This window comes from Janthinobacterium tructae, assembly GCF_006517255.1.
GTDB lineage: Bacteria > Pseudomonadota > Gammaproteobacteria > Burkholderiales > Burkholderiaceae_D > Janthinobacterium > Janthinobacterium tructae.
Window position 1 is genome coordinate 2,872,374 of the sequence record NZ_CP041185.1, and the last position, 15,886, is coordinate 2,888,259.

At 62.3% G+C, this 15,886-nt stretch carries 16 protein-coding genes; 14 read left to right on the plus strand and 2 right to left on the minus strand.

The genetic code is table 11. From position 1 onward, the window contains the following. The first annotated feature begins 68 nt into the window (after positions 1-68). Entirely contained in the window at positions 69-2,351 is a 2,283-nt protein-coding gene (locus tag FJQ89_RS12460; protein ID WP_141170408.1) for a RelA/SpoT family protein, read from the plus strand. Between the two features lie 56 nt (positions 2,352-2,407). Here the strand turns inward: FJQ89_RS12460 and greB are convergent, their stop codons facing one another. After that, on the minus strand, positions 2,408-2,974 hold the full coding sequence (gene greB / locus FJQ89_RS12465; protein ID WP_141170409.1) for a transcription elongation factor GreB: 567 nt from the start codon (positions 2,972-2,974) through the stop codon (positions 2,408-2,410). Positions 2,975-3,089: 115 nt separating this feature from the next. Here greB and FJQ89_RS12470 point away from each other — a divergent pair, with 115 nt between their 5' ends. From FJQ89_RS12470 to FJQ89_RS12525, 12 genes are all read left to right on the plus strand, one after another. Further along, positions 3,090-3,677: a hypothetical protein gene (locus tag FJQ89_RS12470; RefSeq protein ID WP_141170410.1), complete on the plus strand. Its 588-nt coding sequence runs from the start codon at positions 3,090-3,092 to the stop codon at positions 3,675-3,677. Between the two features lie 17 nt (positions 3,678-3,694). Beyond that, positions 3,695-5,185: a sensor histidine kinase gene (locus FJQ89_RS12475; protein WP_243136535.1), complete on the plus strand. Its 1,491-nt coding sequence runs from the start codon at positions 3,695-3,697 to the stop codon at positions 5,183-5,185. 52 nt (positions 5,186-5,237) lie between these two features. Next, positions 5,238-5,885, plus strand: coding sequence for a response regulator (locus FJQ89_RS12480; protein WP_034753998.1), 648 nt, complete (start codon positions 5,238-5,240; stop codon positions 5,883-5,885). Positions 5,886-6,086: 201 nt separating this feature from the next. Further along, on the plus strand, positions 6,087-7,658 hold the full coding sequence (locus tag FJQ89_RS12485; RefSeq protein ID WP_141172771.1) for a GGDEF domain-containing protein: 1,572 nt from the start codon (positions 6,087-6,089) through the stop codon (positions 7,656-7,658). Positions 7,659-8,026: 368 nt separating this feature from the next. After that, entirely contained in the window at positions 8,027-9,475 is a 1,449-nt protein-coding gene (locus FJQ89_RS12490) for a flagellin (protein WP_141170411.1), read from the plus strand. 93 nt (positions 9,476-9,568) lie between these two features. Continuing rightward, positions 9,569-9,946, plus strand: coding sequence for a flagellar protein FlaG (locus tag FJQ89_RS12495; protein WP_141170412.1), 378 nt, complete (start codon positions 9,569-9,571; stop codon positions 9,944-9,946). Between the two features lie 120 nt (positions 9,947-10,066). After that, positions 10,067-12,067, plus strand: a complete 2,001-nt coding sequence (gene fliD, locus FJQ89_RS12500) for a flagellar filament capping protein FliD (protein WP_141170413.1) — start codon at positions 10,067-10,069, stop codon at positions 12,065-12,067. A gap of 30 nt (positions 12,068-12,097) precedes the next feature. Continuing rightward, entirely contained in the window at positions 12,098-12,553 is a 456-nt protein-coding gene (fliS, locus tag FJQ89_RS12505) for a flagellar export chaperone FliS (protein WP_100874121.1), read from the plus strand. Positions 12,554-12,556: 3 nt separating this feature from the next. Beyond that, on the plus strand, positions 12,557-12,883 hold the full coding sequence (locus FJQ89_RS12510) for a flagellar protein FliT (RefSeq protein WP_141170414.1): 327 nt from the start codon (positions 12,557-12,559) through the stop codon (positions 12,881-12,883). A 17-nt stretch (positions 12,884-12,900) separates the two neighbouring features. After that, positions 12,901-14,088, plus strand: a complete 1,188-nt coding sequence (fliK, locus tag FJQ89_RS12515) for a flagellar hook-length control protein FliK (protein WP_141170415.1) — start codon at positions 12,901-12,903, stop codon at positions 14,086-14,088. After that, positions 14,081-14,407 carry an EscU/YscU/HrcU family type III secretion system export apparatus switch protein gene (locus FJQ89_RS12520; RefSeq protein WP_099764446.1) on the plus strand — a complete coding sequence of 109 codons (327 nt, stop codon included), beginning with the start codon at positions 14,081-14,083 and terminating at the stop codon, positions 14,405-14,407. The genes fliK and FJQ89_RS12520 overlap by 8 nt, the downstream gene beginning before the upstream one ends. Before the next feature lie 25 nt (positions 14,408-14,432). Continuing rightward, positions 14,433-15,179 carry a flagellar brake protein gene (locus FJQ89_RS12525; RefSeq protein WP_141170416.1) on the plus strand — a complete coding sequence of 249 codons (747 nt, stop codon included), beginning with the start codon at positions 14,433-14,435 and terminating at the stop codon, positions 15,177-15,179. A 139-nt stretch (positions 15,180-15,318) separates the two neighbouring features. Here FJQ89_RS12525 and fliE read toward each other — a convergent pair whose 3' ends face one another. Then, positions 15,319-15,621 (minus strand): flagellar hook-basal body complex protein FliE, encoded by a 303-nt coding sequence (gene fliE / locus FJQ89_RS12530; RefSeq protein ID WP_243136536.1) that lies wholly within the window; start codon positions 15,619-15,621, stop codon positions 15,319-15,321. Between fliE and FJQ89_RS28450 the strand changes: the two genes are divergently transcribed. Continuing rightward, positions 15,518-15,874, plus strand: coding sequence for a hypothetical protein (locus FJQ89_RS28450; protein WP_243136610.1), 357 nt, complete (start codon positions 15,518-15,520; stop codon positions 15,872-15,874). The two genes, fliE and FJQ89_RS28450, sit on opposite strands and share 104 nt — an antisense overlap. Positions 15,875-15,886: the final 12 nt, after the last annotated feature.

Below are 15,886 nucleotides of genomic sequence, written 5' to 3' on the forward strand. Positions count from 1 at the left end.
GCCGGAACAGTGCTGACCCCTGGTTCTACCGTATCGTTTATTCACACTGTAAAGCAACGCGACGTTTTATGAGTCTGACTCCAGCCGACACGACTTCTGCAGCACTGCCGCCCCTGGCCCCGCGCCAGGCGGCAAAATCACAGGGCGCTTCCGCGTCCGGTGCTGGCACGTCCGCCGGGACCGCCTCCGCGACACCGCCAGCGCCCGCCTTGGGCGTGGCCTCCGTCAGCCACCTGGCCGACAAGCTGGCCGAATACCTGTCCCCCGCCGACCTGAAAAAAGTCAAGGAAGCCTACCGCTTCTCCGACGAAATGCACCTGGGCCAGATGCGCCGCTCGGGCGAGCCCTATATCTCGCATCCGATCGCCGTCGCCGAAATCTGCGCCGACTGGAAACTCGACGCGCAAGCCATCATGGCCGCCCTGCTGCACGACGTCATGGAAGACCAGGACGTCAAGAAAGATGAATTGATCGAGCGCTTCGGCGCACCCGTGGCGCATCTGGTCGATGGCCTGTCGAAGCTGGAAAAGATCGAATTCCAGAGCCAGATCGAAGCGCAGGCGGAAAACTTCCGCAAGATGCTGCTGGCCATGGCGTCCGACGTGCGCGTGATCCTGATCAAGCTGGCCGACCGCCTGCACAATATGCGCACGCTGGACTTCATGACGGCGGCAAAAAAACGCCGCATCGCCAGCGAGACCATGGAAGTGTACGTGCCGATCGCGCACCGCCTCGGCCTGAACAATATTTACCACGAGCTGCAGGACTTGTCGTTCTCGCACCTGTACCCGATGCGCTACCGCACCCTGGCGAAAGCCGTCAAGGCGGCGCGCGGCAACCGGCGCGAAGTGGTCAACAAGATCATGGAAGCGGTGAAAAGCACCTTGTCCATGGCCGAACTCGAAGCCGACGTCACGGGCCGCGAAAAGACCCTGTACGACATCTATAAAAAGATGCGCAGCAAGCATTTATCGTTTTCGCAAGTGCTGGACGTGTACGGCTTCCGCGTGGTGGTGGGCAGCTTTGCCGACTGCTACGTGACCCTGGGCACCCTGCACAGCCTGTACAAGCCCATGCCGGGCAAGTTCAAGGATTACATCGCGATTCGCAAGCTGAACGGCTACCAGTCGCTGCACACGACCGTCATCGGCCCGTACGGCACACCCGTCGAATTCCAGATCCGCACGCAGGAAATGCACCGCACGGCCGAGTCTGGCGTGGCGGCGCACTGGCTCTACAAGAGCGGCGAATCGAACCCATCCGACTTGCAGCAGCGCACCCATGCGTGGCTGCAATCGCTGCTCGACATCCAGCAGCAGACGGGCGACTCGGCCGAATTCCTCGAACACGTCAAGGTCGACCTGTTCCCCGATTCCGTCTACGTGTTTACGCCGAAGTCGAAGATCATCGCCCTGCCGCGCGGCGCCACGGCCATCGACTTCGCCTATTCGATCCATACGGGCATCGGCGACCAGACCGTGGCCGTGAAGATCAACAACGAAACCTCGCCGCTGCGCACCGAGCTGCACAATGGCGACATCGTCGAGATCATTACCGATTCCTCGTCGCGCCCCAGCCCCACCTGGCTGTCGTTCGTACGCACCGGCAAGGCCCGTTCGGCCATCCGCCACCATTTGCGCACGATCAACCTGCCCGAATCGATCGCCCTGGGCCAGCAACTGCTGTCGCAGGCGCTGCACGCCCTGAACATCGACGCCGACCTGCCGGCGCCGCTGGTCGAACGCCTGCTCAACGAATCGAGCGCCAATTCCATGGACGAGCTGTATGCGGACATCGGCATCGGCAAGCGCATGGCCACCCTGGTGGCGCGCCACATTTTTGGCTTGATCGGCGGCGAAGCGGCCAGCATGCCGGTGGAACACAATAGCGGCAGCGAACTCGACCCCGTTACCATCTGCGGCACCGAAGGCGTCTCGGTGCAGCTGGCACCGTGCTGTTTGCCAATTCCCGGCGACCAGATCATCGGCCAGCTGCGGCGCGACCAGGGGCTGCTCGTGCACACGAGCGACTGCTCGCAGGCCAAGCGCCAGCGCGCCAAGGAACCGGACCGCTGGATCGCCGTGCGCTGGGGAACAGAACTGAACCGCCGCTTCGACTGCCGCATCAAGGTGCTGATCAACAGCGAACGGGGCATCCTGGCCCGCGTGGCCGCAGAAATCGGCGAATCCGACGCCAACATCATCTATGTGGGCATGGACGAAGACAAGGACAACGTGCTCGACCAGTTGCGCTTCACCGTGCAAGTCAAGGACCGCGTCCACCTGGCCGCCCTGCTGCGCAACGTGCGCAGGGTAGCGGGTGTCAACCGGATACTCCGGGAGCGCAATTAGAAAAACGGCTGGCCAGATTCTCTGCCCAGCCGTTTTTTCATGCGCCGAACATCAGCTCAAGTCTCTCCGGGCGCCGGATACGTCACTTCCAGCAACTCCAGCTCCTGTTCGCCCTGCGGCGTGTTGAGGGTGATGAGGTCCCCCTCGCGCGCCTTGGTGATGGTGCGGGCCATCGGCGAGACCCAGCTGATCTTGCCGTTCAGGGGGTCGAATTCATCGATGCCGACGATGGTGATGGTGTGCGTCTCGCCGTCGCTGGTGCGATACCTTACCGTGGCGCCGAAAAACACCTGGTCGTTGCCATGATGCACGCTGGGGTCGACGATGGCGGCCAGGTCCATGCGTTTGGTCAGGGAGCGGATGCGGCGGTCGATTTCGCGCAGCCGGCGCTTGCCATAGATATAGTCGCCATTTTCCGAACGGTCGCCATTCGACGCCGCCCAATGCACGATGCGCACCACTTCCGGACGGTCAACGTCGATCAGCTGCAGCAGCTCTTCCTTGATGCGCTGGTAACCGGCCGGCGTGATGTAGTTCTTGGCGCCGGCGGGAATGGCCAGCGCCAGCGCCGCCGCTTCTTCATCGTCGTCGTTGTCGGATTCTTTTACAAAGGCTTTATTCATCCATCTATTGTAGCCCCGCCAGGGAGCCACAGGCACACCGGATGCGGGGGCAGCCGGGCTTTTTTGACGTATCATCGTGGCAATCGCGGCAAACCAGCGCCGCATACGGAGACGGATGAAAAAATTCTATAGAGTCAGGCGCTGGCTGTTCGCGCCGCTGGTCTACCTGGCCGCCATCTGCCTGCTGATCGAGGAATGGCTGTGGGCGACGGGCGCGCGCATCATGCAGGTGGTGGCGCAATTTCCGCCCCTGCATGCGCTCGAAACGTGGATCAAGCGCCTGCCGCCGTACTGGGCGCTGGCCATCTTCGTGCTGCCGGCCGTGCTGCTGTTTCCCGTCAAACTGCTGGCCCTGCTGGCGATCGCGCGCGGCCATGCGTTTTCCGGCATCGGCGTGATCGTCATCGCCAAGCTGGGCGGCGCGGCCGCCGTCGCGCGCCTGTACAAGCTGACGCGCCCTACCCTGCTCAGTTTGCCCTGGTTTGCCCGTTGGCATGGCCTCTTCATGGAAACCAAGGACCGCTGGATCGCCCGCCTGCGCGCCACTCGCCCATGGCGCCGGGTCAGCCGCCTGTCGGCCGCGCTGGGCCGTGCCCGCCGCGCCTGGTGGCAGCGCTTGCGCAAGGGCACGCCAGGCCGTCATAATTCCCGCCCGGCCAGAGTGCTGCGCCGCTTCGCCGCTTTTTGGCGCGCCCGCCGCTGATGAAGAAAGGCCATCCCATGCACGATACTCCCCGGCTCTCCCCCGCCCTGCGCGCGGCGGCGCCGGAAATCTACCTGTACGACGCGGCAAGCTTGCAATTGCTGGACGCCAACGATGCCGCCTGCGACAACTTGCAATATGCACGCAAGCAATTGCTGGCGATGACGCCCTTCACCCTGGCGCCGCAGCTCGACGCGCAGCAACTGGCCGCCGTGCTGGCCGCCCTGGACGACAGCATCGGCGCGCAAGCCTTGCTGCATGTGCAGCAGCGCCGCCGCGATGGCAGCCTGTATTCGCTCAGCCTGCACCTGTCGCGCGCCAGCCGCCAGGGCCGCGCCTTGCTGCTGGCCGAGGGCGAAGACTTGCGCACGCCACAGGCGACGGCAGCCGCCCTGGCGCAGGTCCAGTCGCGCTTCAACGCCATCGTCTCGAATACGCCGGGCCTGGTGTACCAGTTCTGCCTGCACGCGGATGGGCGCGCCGCCTTCCCCTACCTGAGCGATGGCTGCCAGGCCTTGCTGGGCCTGGAGCCGGCACAGCTGCACGCGCGCCCGGAACTGTTCTACCAGCTGATCCTGGCCGACGACCGCGCCTCGTATCTGGAGTCGATGCAGGCCTCAAAAAACGCCTTGTGGAGCTGGAACTGGGAAGGCCGCATCTGGATCGATGCCTGGAAGGATGTCAAATGGATCAACTTGCGCTCCACGCCGCGCGCGCTGGCCGACGGCACGGTGCAGTGGGAAGGCATCATGACGAATATCACGGAAAGCCGGCTGGAACAGATCGAAGTGCGCCAATCGCGCGCCCGCCTGGCCGAGCTGACTGCGCATATCGACAAGGTCAAGGAACACGAACGCACGCGCCTGGCGCGCGAACTGCACGATGACCTGGGCGGCAATTTGACGGCGATCAAGATGGCGCTGGCCATGCTGGCGCGCCGCCTGCCGCCGGACGACCCGCTGCTGCAGGAAAAGGCCGACTATGTCGATGCCCTGGTCGACCGCAGCATCGACGCCGTGCACCGCATTTCGCTGGACTTGCGCCCCTCCATGCTGGACCTGGGCCTGGTTGCCGCGCTGGACTGGCAGGTAAAGGAATTCGCGCGCCAGGCCGGCATCGAATGCCAATTCATTTCCAACCGCCAGCATATCGAACTGGAACTGGACCAGGCGACCAGCCTGTTCCGCATCGCCCAGGAAGCGCTGACGAATATCGCCAAGCATGCGCAGGCCAGCAAGGTCAGCGTGCGCCTGGCCCGGCAGCGCCAGCATCTGAGCCTGTCGATCGCCGACAATGGGGTCGGCATGCGCCTGTCCGACCGCGCCAAGCCGCAGTCGTTCGGCATCCGCGGCATGGCCGAACGTGCCAGCGCGCTGGGCGGCACCCTGAGCCTCGTCAATGGGACCGATGGCGGCACTCTCCTGAGCATAAAAATCCGGCTGACCACGCCGCGAGAGGCGATAATAGCGGCTGCAGCCAGCGCACCAGCGCAAAGCGGATCGCCATAAGGCCACAGGGTCGCCGCAGGGCGCAGGGATTCAAATAGGAAACAACGCAGTCATGAAAGAAAAAGCCACCATCCGGGTATTCATCGCCGACGATCATGCGATCGTGCGCGAGGGCTTGAAGCAAATCCTCGCCGACACGAAGGACATCATCGTGGCCGGCGAGGCTGAAAATGGCCACGACGCCATCAAACTGTTCCGCGGCTCGAAATGCCAGGTGTTGCTGCTCGACATCTCCCTGCCCGACCGCAGCGGCATCGAGGTGCTCAAGCAGATCAAGAAGGAAAAGCCGGAACTGGCCGTGCTGATGCTCTCCATGCACCGCGAGGACCAGTACGCGATTCGCTCGCTCAAGGCGGGCGCGGCCGGTTACCTGACGAAACAGAGTGCGCCGCGCGAGCTGGTCACGGCCATCCGCCAGGTGGCGCAAGGCTTGAAATACATCAGTGCCTCGCTGGCGCAGGAACTGGCCAACACGGTGGGCGAAGACCACGAGACCGCCTTGCACGACACCCTGTCGGACCGCGAATACCAGACCCTGGTCATGATCGCCTCGGGCAAGGCGGTGGGCGCCATTGCCGAAGAACTCAAATTATCCGTGAAAACCGTCAGCGAATACCGCGCCCGCTTGCTGGTCAAGATGAAACTCAAGAACAGTGCTGAACTGACGCATTACGCCATCCGCAACCAGCTGGTGGATTGACGCCAAAGCGGCATGCGCGCTGGCATCGGGCGAATTGACAGGACTTCTCCTTGCTTCTCGCACAATAAGTTCTTTGCCAACTCGCCTATCATGGGGATAATGAGAAATATCTGAAAAGGCTGTGTCTACATGTCCAGTAAATTGCCATCTTCACCAGCAAGCGCTCCCGCTGGCGCCACGCATACCGCCGCCGCTGCGGCGATGAATCCGGCCGATATCGCCCGCGAAGCGTTTCGCCGCCTGGCCACGCGCCGCATCGCCCCCACGCCCAGCGCCTACCGCGATATCTACAATGAAATCGCCGGCATCAGCGAACCGGCCGATACGCCTGCCGCCCCGGCAGCCGTGCTGGCCGCCAGCGCTCCCACGGAGAGCGGCGCGGAAAACGTCCTGACGCAGTTTGCCGCCAAGATGAGCGAATCGGCGGGCGAACTGGGCGACTTTGGCCGCCGTTTCCAGCGGGCACTGAAGGCGCGCGACTGGGACAGCTATGCGCGCACCCTGGCGCAGCTGGCGGAAAAACAGGTCAAGAAAGGCGGCGGCATCGAATTGCCGCCCCTGCCGGACGGCGAACAGACGCGCACCCTGCGCGAATTGCTCAGCCGCACCCTGGGCTTTGCCGTCGCCACCTTGCTGACGGGCACGCCCGCGCTGGTGGAAGAAGCCGAATCGCTGGGCGCTGCCATCAAACTGGCGCACACGGAAGAGGCACTGAACGAAGCGGCGCTGCGCCTGAAGCAGCTGTGCTACCAGATCGAACTGAAAAGCGGCGATACGGCCGAGCAGCAGGAATTGCTGCTGCGCCTCTTCAAGTTGCTGCTGGACAACGTCAGCCAATTGCTCGACGACGACAGCTGGCTGCGCGGCCAGGTCGATGCCGTGCAAAACCTGATCGCCGGCCCGCTCGACCAGCGCGCGCTGGAAGACGCCACGCGCAGCCTGAAGGAAGTCATCTACAAGCAAAGCCAGCTCAAGCACAGCCTGTCCGACGTCAAGCTGACGGTCAAGAACATGATGATGACCTTCATCGACCGCCTGGGGCAAGTGGCGGCCAGCACGGGCGACTTCCATGAAAAGATCGGTGGCTATTCTGAAAAGATCAGCCAGGCGGAAAATATCAGCGAATTGAACAGTGTTCTCGACGAAGTCTTGCGCGAAACGCGCATGGTGCAGAACGAAGCCCTGCGCGCACGCGACAAGATGGTGCTGGCGCGCCAGGAAGTGCAGGATGCGGAACAGCGCATCCACACCCTGGAAGCGAAGCTCCAGCATATGAGCGAACTGGTGCGGGAAGACCAGCTGACAGGCAGCCTGAACCGCCGTGGCCTGGACGATGTGTTCGAGCGCGAGACCGCCCGCTCCGACCGCCGCGGCACGCCGCTGTGCATCGCCATGCTGGACCTGGACGATTTCAAGCGCCTGAACGACACCTATGGCCACCTGGCCGGCGATGCTGCCTTGAAACACCTGGTGAAGATCGTCAAGGAAACCCTGCGCTCGATGGACGTCATCGCCCGCTTCGGCGGCGAGGAATTCCTCATCCTGCTGCCGGAAACCACGGTAGAAGCGGCCGCATCGACGATGACGCGCTTGCAGCGCGAGCTGACCCGGCATTTCTTCCTGCACGACAACGAAAAGGTCTTGATCACCTTTTCCGCCGGCGTGGCCCTGCGCCTGCCCAACGAAGACCAGGCCGAGCTGGTCAAGCGCGCCGACCGTGCCATGTACCAGGCCAAGCAGACGGGCAAGAATCGGGTGGTGGTTGCCGACTGAACGGCAACTTGCAGGCTGTCGCACATCATGCCCACCTTACGGTGGGTTTTTTTTGGGCTGCGCCCGGCACGGGCGTACGGTGGCGCTGCCGCGGCCCACATGCGCCTCCTGTGGCAATCTGAAGATACTGAACATTATTTCTTATATTTAATTATTTACCACCCTAAAGTTTCACCAAAGCGTGCCGTTTATGCGTCCTCGCCCAGGGCAACTTGAGGGGCAAAACAAAAAATATACTCGCTGTATTTCCCTAAACTTTCCATGGCCCACTCCGTTAATGAATATAACTGCGGTGTGAGTGTCCCGGAAGGCAGGGGCAGACCAAGGTACAAGGCACATAGCCAAAACATATAGCAAGGAGCTTCAAAATGGCCTCAGTCATCAATACCAATACCGCGTCACTGAATGCGCAACGCAACCTGAGCACATCGCAGTCGGCCCTGTCCACCTCATTGCAACGCCTGTCTTCGGGTATGCGCATCAATAGCGCAAAAGACGATGCTGCTGGTCTGGCGATTTCCGAGCGCTTCACCTCGCAAATCCGCGGTCTCGATCAAGCCAAGCGCAACGCCAACGATGGCGTGTCGCTGCTGCAAACGGCCGAGGGTTCGCTGAAATCGACGGGCGACATTCTGCAACGTGTCCGCGAACTGTCAGTACAGTCGTCGAACGCCACCAACTCGGCCGGCGACCGCAAGGCGATCCAGGCCGAGGTAGGCCAGCTGCTGTCGGAAGCCGACCGCATCTCGCAAACGTCAGAATTCAACGGCATGAAACTGCTCGACGGCTCGTTCGGTTCGGCATCGTTCCAGGTCGGCGCCAACGCTGGCCAGACCATCCAGGCCACGACTGCCAACTTCCGTACCAATAACTACGGCAACAACCAGTCGTCCGCTGCGCCCCCAGCCACCTTGGCGGGCAGCACGGCTACCGCTTACGCCGGCGGCACCTTCGACATCCAGGGTCTGAAATCGGCAACGATCACCGCGACTACCGCCGACACCGCGCAAACGCTGGCAGCCACCATCAACGGCAAGACCTCCGATACGGGCGTGACGGCAACGGCCAAAACCGAAGAAGAAGTCAAGTTTGCGGCCAATGGCGTGTATTCGCTGGCAGTTACCTCCGACAGCGCCACCGCCTCGAACGTGACCTTCACGGTGGGCGCGAACAACGCGTCGGGCCTGGCATCGGCAGTAAGCGCCTTCAATGATGTATCGTCCACCACCGGCGTGACGGCCAAGATGAACGACGCCAAGGACGGCCTGGTGCTGACCAACGTAGCTGGCAACAACATCAAGCTGGACAACAAGAGCGCGACCTCGACCTTCACGGCTGCCTCGATCGGCGCCGACGGTGCCCGGACAGCGGCTGCCACCGTTGCCGCCACCAACGGCTCGGCCGTGTCGATGGGCTATATTTCGATGAACTCCGACAAGGGTTTCTCGTTGGGTACGGTTACCGCCGGCAATGGCGTGGCAGCTGGTCCGGCGACGCTCAATTCGGTGTCCAGCATCGACGTGTCGACTGTCTCGGGTTCGAACGATGCGCTGAAGATTCTCGATTCCGCCCTGGCCAGTGTCAACAGCCAGCGCGCAACCTTCGGTGCCTTGCAGTCGCGCTTTGAAACGGCGGTGAGCAACCTGGAATCGACCTCGGAAAACCTGTCGGCATCGCGTAGCCGCATTCAGGATACCGACTTCGCATCGGAAACGGCCAAGCTGACCCGCGGCCAGATCCTGCAACAGGCTGGTACGGCAATGTTGGCCCAGGCCAACTCGCTGCCTAACGGCGTGCTGTCGCTGCTGCGCGGTTAATCTCCGCCCCGTAGTACCGTAGCTTAGCCCTCCCCGGCCGATCCAGATATTGCATCTTGATCCGCCGGGGATTTTCCGTTAGAGGACACCATCATGGATATCCAGGCAACAAACGGCCTCACGGCCCCGCAGCCGCAGCGCACTGCAGTCACCCCAGGCAGCACCACGGCCGCCAAACCTGCGGCGCCAGCAGCCACGGACAGCAAGCCCACCGGCAAGGCAGCCAGCAAGGAAGACGCGCAGGCCGAGCTGAAAGAGGTCAAGCAGGCCGTCAGTGACATCAACAAGGCGATGCAGTTCATGTCGCGCCAGCTGGAGTTTTCAGTCGATACCGACAGCGAGCGCACCATCGTCAAGGTGATCGACCAGCAAACCCGCGAAGTCATCCGCCAGATGCCTACCAAGGAAGCGCTGGAAATAGGCAAGGCGTTGGAAAAAGCACAAGGTTTGCTGATCAAGCAAACGGCGTGAAACGGCCCTGTGCCACTTCCTTCGTGGCATAGGGCAAACAGCTGGCCGAATACCCCTCTAAAGTCTCGATGGATTATGCCGTTAACCAAGTATATTCATGCATTCTCATAGGAGGTTATTGTGGCTGTCTCATCCGTCAGTACTGGTGGCGTTCTCGACGTAAATGGCCTGGTCAGTCAGCTGATGGCAGTAGAGAGCCGCCCCTTTGTTGCCATGCAGAACAAAGAGAAGGCGATTACCTCGCAAATCTCCGCCTATGGCACCCTGAGCGGGGCCGTCGGCGCGTTCCAGACCACCGTCACCGCCCTGGCCGATTCCTCCAAATACAAGGTGGCCAACGCCACCACCTCAGATGACAAGGTCTTGACCGCCACCGCCGGCAAGGACACCGTCAAGGGCAACTACAGCGTCAATGTGACCCAGCTGGCGCAGGCGCAAACCATATCCGCCGCCGGCCAGGAAAGCACCTCGACGCTGATCGGCTCGGGCGCCAGCACCGTGCTGACATTCGACTTCGGCAGCGTCACCGGCGGCACCCTGACCGACGGCAAATATACCGGCGCCACCTTCGACCTCGACGCCACGCGCGTGGCGCGCACCGTCACCATCGACGGCAGCAACAACTCGCTGCAAGGTATTCGCGACGCCATCAACAAGGCCGGCATCGGCGTGACCGCCAGCATTATTTCCGACGGTAGCGACAAACCGAACCGCCTGGTGCTGACCTCCGACAAGAGCGGCGAAACGTCGAGCATGCGCGTGTCCGTCGCCGGCGACCAGGACCTGAGCAACTTGCTGTCCTATGCGCCCAACGGCACGCAGAACATGACCCAAAGCAATGCTGGTCAAAATGCCAAGCTGACCGTCAACGGCGTGGCCATTACCAGCCAGACCAATAGCGTTGACAATGCAGTACCTGGCGTGACGATGTCGGTACTCAAGATCGGCACCAGCAACGTCGGCGTCAGCATGGACACCTCCGGCATCAAGACGGCGCTGAGCAATTTTGTCAAGGCCTACAATGACCTCAATACCACCGTCACCGGCCTGACGGCCGTCACGCCCGATTTGAAACCGGGTGCGGCGCGCACGGGCGGCCCGCTGGTCGGCGATTCGACCACCAACAGCCTGCAGGCCAGCTTGCGCAAGCTGTTCGGCACCAGCGTGCCTGGGCTCGACAGCACCGTGACCAGCCTGAGCCAGCTGGGCGTCGCTTTTCAGAAGGACGGCACCCTCAAGCTCGATACCGGCAAGCTGCAAACGGCGATCGACAAGAATTCGGGAGACGTCATCAAGCTGCTGGCGACCTCGGGTTCGACCACCGACAGCCTGGTCAGCTTCGTCAGTTCAACCAGCAATTCGACGGTCGGCACCAAGGGCATCTCGATTTCCAAGCTGGCCACGCAAGGCACCCTGGTGGGCAGCACGGCGGCCAACCTGACCATCACCGCCGGTGTCAACGACAGCCTGTCGCTGAGCATCAATGGCGTCAGCACCAAGGCCACCCTGGTGCCGGGCAACTATACGGCCGACAGCCTGGTCAGCCATGTGCAGTCGCTGATCAACGGCGCCTCGGGCGTGACCGACACCACGGCCGGCGTCAAGGTAACGCAGCAAAATGGTGTGTTCAGCATCGTCTCGAACAAGTATGGCTCGTCATCGAAGCTGGAAATCACCGGCAATGGCGCCGACGACCTGTTCGGCACGCCGACCATGACCGCCGGCGTGGACGTGGCCGGCACCATCGACGGTGCAGTGGCCGTCGGCAGCGGCCAGACCCTGACCGGTTCGGCCGGTTCCGGCAGCGCCGGGATTGCCGTACTGATCAAAGGTGGCCAGCTGGGCGACCGCGGTACGGTGAATATTTCCAAGGGTATCAGCGCCTTGTTTGCTACTATCACGGATAATTACCTGGGAACGGCGGGCCTGATCCAGAACAAGAATGACGGCTTGAACAAGAGCATCGCCGATATCACCAAGCAACGCGATGCGCTCAATACGCGGCTGACCCTGACCGAGGCGCGCTTGCGCAGGCAATACAGCTCACTCGACGTCACGCTCAGTTCGATGAACAGCACCAGCAATTTTTTGACTCAGCAACTCGCTGCGCTGGCCAAGTAGAGCTAACGCATATCTACCAGAGGAATACGAATGTTTGGATCATCGAACAAAGGCGCGCAATCCTACGCCAAGGTTGGCCTGGAAACGGGCATAGGTGCCGCTTCCCCGCACAAGCTGATCGCCATGCTGTACGACGGCGCCCTAGTAGCCGTGCTGAGCGCGCAGATGCACATGAAAGCTGGCAACATCCCGGAAAAGGGCAAGTCCATTTCACGCGCCATGCAGCTGATCGACCAGGGACTGCGCGCCAGCCTGGACAAGAATGCGGGCGGCGAGATCGCCGAAAACCTCGATGCGCTGTATGAATACATGGGCGCGCGATTGCTGACGGCCAACCTGAAAAATGACCTGAACATCCTCGAAGAGATACAGCGCCTTCTGACCGACCTGCGCGACACCTGGAACGCCATAGGCACGCCTTCCGGCATGAATATTGCCGCTAGCGATGCATCTGCTACCCGCATCTCCAACTATGCGAGCGCCTGAGCCATGATGACCAATCAAGAAGTCCTGAGCACCTATGAAACCATGCAGACCCTGACGGGCCGGATGGTGACGGCCGCCAGCAACGCAGACTGGGACGCGTTCGAAGCGCTGGAGCAGCAAGTGAGCGCGCACGTGGAAGCGCTGAAAGCGAATGAAGCAAAAGTCGTGCTGGAAAGCGCCGGCCGCCAGCGCAAGGTCGCCCTGATCAAGCAGATACTGGAAGACGACCGCAAGATCCGCGACCTGACCATGCCGTGGATGGCGCATTTGTCCAAGCTGATCAACAGCACGGGCACCGAACGGCGCCTGGCCAACGCCTACGGCGTCTAAACGCAAGCGGGGGCGCCATGTTGCCGAAGATGGATGCGATCGGCATGCCGCCCCTGACCCCGGTCAAGGGCGCGCGCCCGGCCGACGCCGTCGCCGACCCGCGCCAGGCCGAGTTCCAGCGCTCGCTGCAGGGACTGATCGGCAAATCCATGCAGGGCCAGGTGCTGGCGCGCATGGGCGATGGCAGCTACCTGGTGCGCGTGGCCGGTACGCCGGCCCGCATGCAGCTGCCCGCAGGCGCCCAGCTGGGCACCGAGATTCCCCTGACCCTGATCGGCATCAATCCCCGCCCCTCGTTTCAAATCGGCACTCACCGCGACCAGCCCGCCAGCGCCCTGCTGACGTATGCGGATGCAGAATCCGAGCCCGAGGCTGCTGACCTGCGCGGTCCCCAGACCGGTGCCGCCCAGGCGGGCACGCGCGCCAGCAGCACGGCCGCCACCCTGCTCAGCCGCGCCCCCCTGACGCCGGCCAATTTGCTGCCCGCCCTGGCAGGCGATACACCGGCACCGGAACTGAGCACCACCGCGCGCGCCATCAGCAGCGTACTCAGCCAGGCTGAAAGCGTGCCCGGCGCCCCCCTGGCGCTGGTCGGCAAGACGCCGCTGATGGCAGCGCCGGGAGCCGATCCGGCCCAGGTGGCGCAAAAGCTGCGCGACACGGTCGGCAGCAGCGGCCTGTTCTATGAATCGCACGTGGCCGAATGGGCCGAAGGCAAGCGCCCGCTGGCCTCGCTGCTGCTGGAACCGCAAATGCAAAAGGCCGCGCCGGGCGAGACGCCCAGGACGGGCACCGACCTGGCCTCGGCGCAGCTGATCAATTTACAGCTGCATACGCACGAACAGGCGCGCGTGCAGTGGCAGGGAGAAGCCTGGCCCGGCCAGAAGATGCAGTGGGATATCACCCAGGATGCGCCGGAAGGACAACAGCACGCTGGCACGGAGGGCGACGAGGAAGCGACGGCCTGGCGCAGCAATGTGCGCTTCCAGTTCCCCCTGCTGGGCGACCTGGCCGCGCATGTGGTCTTGCAGGGCGGCCGGGTGGCCATCCAGCTGCAGGCCGGCAGCGAGACCAGCGCCGATACCTTGCGCCAGCATGCGGCGCGCCTGGAAGCGTCGCTGGACGCCGCTGGCTGGCCCCTGTCGTCACTGACGATCGCCGGCAAGCCGGAGGCGGCCGGGCCAGCCGAAGCAGATGATGCTTGACGACACCAAGCGCAAGGTGCCGCAGACGGCCGTCGCCCTGGCCTACCAGAGCGGCACGCCGGCGCCCAAGGTGGTGGCCAAGGGCAGCGGCCTGATCGCGGACCAGATCATCAGCACGGCGCGCGAACACGGCGTCTTCGTGCATGAATCGAAGGAATTGGTGGCGCTGCTGATGGATGTCGACCTGGACCGCCAGATTCCGCCCGGCCTGTATCGGGCGATTGCGGAACTGCTGGCCTGGTTATATCATATTGAATCTGCGAATGGCGGACCGATCCCGCCGCCGCCCGACACCAGCGTCCACCTCACCGATACATAGACAGGCATCAATGCAAGCACATATTATGGATTCCGGCCTCGAAAACTGGCATGACTTTGAAGTGGAATCGCGGCGGGAAATCGTCGCCTTGCTGCGCAGCATCAGCGAAAAGAACCAGCTGATCCGCATGCTGATCCACGGTGAATCCGATGTGTGCGTCACTTCCATCCTGGAAGTCGATGCCGACCACAATACCGTCATCCTCGACCGTTCCGTGAACAACGACCAGAACCGGCGCATGCTGGCCGCCAAGGGCATCTCGTTTGAAACGTCGCTCGACAAGATCCGCATCCTGTTTGCCAGTGCCATGGTGCAAGAGTGCAATTACGGCGGCACACCCGCCTTGAAAATTGCCATTCCAGAAACATTGATCCGCCTGCAGCGGCGCGAGTATTACCGCATGACCACGCCCGTGAGCAATCCCGTGCGCGTCTCGATTCCCCTGCCCCCCTCGCTGGGCGGCGCCGACGCCCCGTTTCCGCTGGCCGACATCAGCTGCGGCGGCATCGCCATCCTGGACAATAAACTGATACTGGGCGAGACCATCGGCAGGGACTATCCCGGTTGCCGCATCGACTTGCCTGACGTCGGCATCGTCAGCGCCACCTTGCAAATTCGCAATTCGCTGGACATGACCCTGCTGAACAACAAGCTGAACCGCCGCCTGGGCTGCCAGTTCGTCGACCTGCCGCGCAGCATGCTGGCGCACGTGCAGCGCTATATCACGCGGCTGGAGCGTGAGCGCAACGCACGCATGGCGGGGTTAAGTTAAGGAAGAATTGAATGCCACAAAACGTCACGCCAAAGCGTAGCGAGCGGCGATGATTTGTGGCCGAGACGCGCAACTGTACTGAAGTACAGCGAGCATCGCAGGCCGCAAAGGGCGCCGCGCAGTAGCTTTGGTGCGACGTTTACACCTGCATATTCATGATCTCGTGATACGCTGAAACCAGTTTATTTCTCACCTGCACCGTCGCCTGGAATTCGATGCTCGATTTTTGCATCGACACCATCACGTCCGACAGGCTGACCTTTTCGTCGCCCATGGTAAAGCGCTGGCCCATCGCCGACGACGCCTGTTGCGAACTGCTCACGGAATCGAGCGCGCTCTTGAAGGCGTCGGCAAAATTCACCTTCGCTGCCGGCATTTCGGTCTGGATCGCCGGTATTTTCGCCTCCGGCCGCGTGGCCGCCGACTTCAGTTGCGCGATCATCGCCTCGATCCTGCTGCTATCGATACCGCCTGTTTTCACTTTGCCTCCCGATTCTGGTCTGCTTCATATCTGTTCCATGCCTGTTGCACCCAGAGAACAAAACCCTGGCTTGCAAGGCAACGACGGGTACAATAACTTCCGTCACATGTTGCCAGGGTTCCACAATACCAGCGCCAACGCCAGCCGCTCGGCCGAGCAGGCGGCAAAAGCGCCTTCTGTTTGGACGATTGAAGCGCGTGACAGTGGCGGATAATTCTGCATATCG